This is a genomic window from Dietzia sp. DQ12-76 (assembly GCF_014145045.1).
In the GTDB taxonomy this organism is placed as follows: domain Bacteria; phylum Actinomycetota; class Actinomycetes; order Mycobacteriales; family Mycobacteriaceae; genus Dietzia.
In genome coordinates, this window is sequence record NZ_JAALDV010000151.1 from 1 (window position 1) to 3,040 (window position 3,040).

Consider the following 3,040-nt stretch of genomic DNA (forward strand, 5'->3'; position numbering starts at 1 on the left):
CGTACGGACTGCGCGTGCCGACCAGGCCGGTCGCGAACTGGTCGAGATTCGTCACCCCCAGCACCACCGCTCCGCCCGCGCGGAGGCGCGCGACGGCCACCGCGTCCCGATCGGGCTGGTAGGCGAACCCGGGGCACGCGGCGGTGGTGGGCACCCCCGCCACGTCGACGTTGTTCTTGACCGCCAGTGTCATCCCGGCGAGCGGGCCCCCCGCGGCGAGGGAGGCCGTCATGTCGTCCACCAGCTCCTCACGCGGTCGGACCTGGATGAACACCTCGGGCCGGTCGGCCTCGGCCAGTCGCTCCAACACGTGGTCGACCTCCGCCTCGGCGCGTGCCCTCAGGTCGGTCCCGGTCGTCTCGGTGCTCATGCGCTCAGCTCCCCACTGGCGGCCCAGCGCGAGAATTCCTCGGCGCGGGCGTGCTCCATCCGGCGTCTGGCGGAGGCGATCGACTCGGCCTCCCGTTCGCAGAACGCGGTGTGTTCGGCCAGCGAGAAGGTGTCGTCGGTGATGTCGACGCGGCCTCGTCCGGCGGCGGTGTCGGCGCGGAGGTCCGCCAGTTCCTCGGAGGTGACGGGGTACCAGGAGATGCGGTCGAAGTGCCGCAGCAGCCACGGGTGCTCGGGGTCGAAGCCCGGCGCCGGTTCGGGGTGACGGTGGTTCCACACCTGGGTGGTGCGGCCCACGAACTGGTAACCGCCCGGCCCCTCCATCCCGTAGATGCACAGGTACGCGCCGCCGATGCCGACGGAGTTCTCCGCGGTCCATGTCCGGGCGGGGTTGTACTTGGTCGTCACCAGTCGGTGGCGCGGGTCGAGCGGCGTGGCCACGGGGGCGCCGAGGTAGACGTCCCCGAGCCCGAGCACCATGTACTCGGCGTCGAAGACCGTGCGGTAGACGTCGTCGGCGGTCTCCAGGCCGTTCATCCGGCGGATGAACTCGATGTTCCACGGGCACCACGGGGCGTCGTCGCGCACGCCGTACATGTACCTCTCGATCGCCTCCTTGGTGGCGGGGTCGTCCCAGCTCAGCGGCAGCCGGACGCGTCTGCTCGACACCGCGAGGTCCTCGGCGGCGGGCAGGGCCGCCTCGGCCTCCCGCAATGCCGCCAGGGTGGCGCCGATCGTGCTGTCGCCGGGCGTGATCTTGACCTGCAGGGAGCGGATGCCGGGCGTGAGGTCCTGCTGACCGGGCACGGGGTTCGCCTGAAGGTGCAGATACAGGGCGTGAGCTCGGGCGCGTAGCTCGAGGTCGAGCTCCATGCGCCCGTACTCCACCAGCACGTTGTCGTCGCCGCCCCGACGGTAGGTCACCTCGGTCCCCCCGTCGGCGGTGTGACCGCGGCCCAGCACGCCGTCGTCGCGGTCACCGCCGTCACCGAGGACGTACGGGCGACCGGCCCCCCGCGCACCGGCGATCCCGGTGCGGCCGCCGACGGCATCGACCTTGACGCGGACGAACCGCACGGTGTCCCCGGGGGCGAGCTGCCCGAGCTTCCACCGGTCGCCGCTGACCACGGTGACGGGGCAGACGAATCCCCCCAGGCTCGGGCCGTCCGGGCCGAGCAGGATCGGGGTGTCCCCGGTGAAGTCCAGGGCCCCCACCGAGTAGGCGTTGTCGTGCACGTTCGACGGGTGCAGGCCGGCCTCCCCGCCGTCGGGTCGGGCCCACTTCGGTCGTGGCCCCTCGAGCCGGACCCCGGTGCGGTCCGAGTTGAAGTGCACCGTGTAGCTGGCCGCGTAGAGCTCGTCCATCCCCGCGCGGGTGAGGAACTCCGGTGCCCCGTGCGGCCCCTCGGCCACCGCGATGTGCCAGTGGTGGCCGATGGCCGGGACCTCGTCGGCGAGGATCCGGCGCGGCTCGCCCGGTCCGGGCTCCCCGACGGCGAGGGTGTCCTCCGTCGCGAGGGTGCGTCCCTCGTGTCCCCCGAACCGCCCGAGGGTGAAGGTCGACGACGACCCGAGATACTCCTCCACCTCGATGCCACCGGCGACCGCCACGTAGACACGCATACCCGGCCCGTCGAGCACCGGGATGTCGAGCACGGATCCCGCCTCCAGATGGACCGGCTTCCACTGGGCCACCGGGCGGCCGTCCACCGTGGGCCGCACGTGCGCCCCGCCCACGCAGACCGTGACCGCGGCATCCGGCCGGACCCTGAGGCCGCCCCGGGTGCACTCCAGGCCGGCGGCACCCTCCGGGTTACCCACGGCCGTGTTGGCCAGGCGCAGCGAGTAGTCGTCCATCGCACCGGACGGCGGGACGCCCACGCCCCAGTACCCGATGCGGCCGGGCCAGTCCTGGACGGTGGTGATGAGTCCCGGGTTGAGGATCTCGAGGCGGGTCATGGTGACGTCTCCTGTGGTGGCGGTGTCGCGGGCGGCGGGCTCAGGCGGTGACGATCATCCGCACCGGCGTGGGGTCGAAGCCGTTGCACGGGTTGTTGATCTGCGGGCAGTTGGAGACCAGGACGATCACGTCGCGGTCGGCACGCAGCGCCAGGCGCTTGCCGGGCGCGGAGAGACCGTCCACGATCCCGAGGGTGCCGTCGGGATCCACGGGCACGTTCATGAAGAAGTTGACGTTGGGGACCAGGTCCCGTTTGCCGAGTCCGTGCCGGGCGCCCTCGCGGAGGAAGTTCTCCACGCAGGCGTGTTGGTGTCGGGTGTGGTGGCCGTACCGCAAGGTGTTGGACTCCTGCGAGCACGCGCCACCGAGGGTGTCGTGGTTGCCCACCTCGTCGGCCGTGATCGTCACGAGGGGCTCGCCGGCGTCGTCCCGCAGGACGCTGTCCGTGGTCAGGAAGATCGACCCCTGGGCGGCGACGGTCGCCGGGGCGCTGTAGCGGCGGGTGGGGTCGTGCGCGTCGTAGAACAGGGTGTCGACGGCCTGGTTGCCCTCGAGATCCACGATGGTCAGGGTCTGCCCCCGGTGCAGGACTCGGGACCATGCGGCCCGGGCGGCGACGATCTCGTCGGCGACCACGGCCCCGCCGGCCAGCGCGAGGTCCTCGGCGGCACCGGTCCGCGGCTCGGTGGT

The 3,040-nt window shown here is 72.3% G+C and carries 3 protein-coding genes; all 3 read right to left on the reverse strand.

Going from position 1 to position 3,040, the window contains the following annotated elements; genetic code table 11:
• On the reverse strand, nt 1–370 hold a 370-nt coding region (locus tag G6019_RS06435; protein WP_241725906.1), incomplete at its 3' end, for an amidase family protein.
• Nucleotides 367–2,349, reverse strand: coding sequence for a 5-oxoprolinase/urea amidolyase family protein (locus G6019_RS06440; RefSeq protein ID WP_182613347.1), 1,983 nt, complete (start codon nt 2,347–2,349; stop codon nt 367–369). The genes G6019_RS06435 and G6019_RS06440, both read right to left, overlap by 4 nt.
• Nucleotides 2,350–2,389: 40 nt before the next feature.
• Nucleotides 2,390–3,001: an urea amidolyase associated protein UAAP2 gene (locus G6019_RS06445; RefSeq protein WP_107757901.1), complete on the reverse strand. Its 612-nt coding sequence runs from the start codon at nt 2,999–3,001 to the stop codon at nt 2,390–2,392.
• Nucleotides 3,002–3,040: the final 39 nt, after the last annotated feature.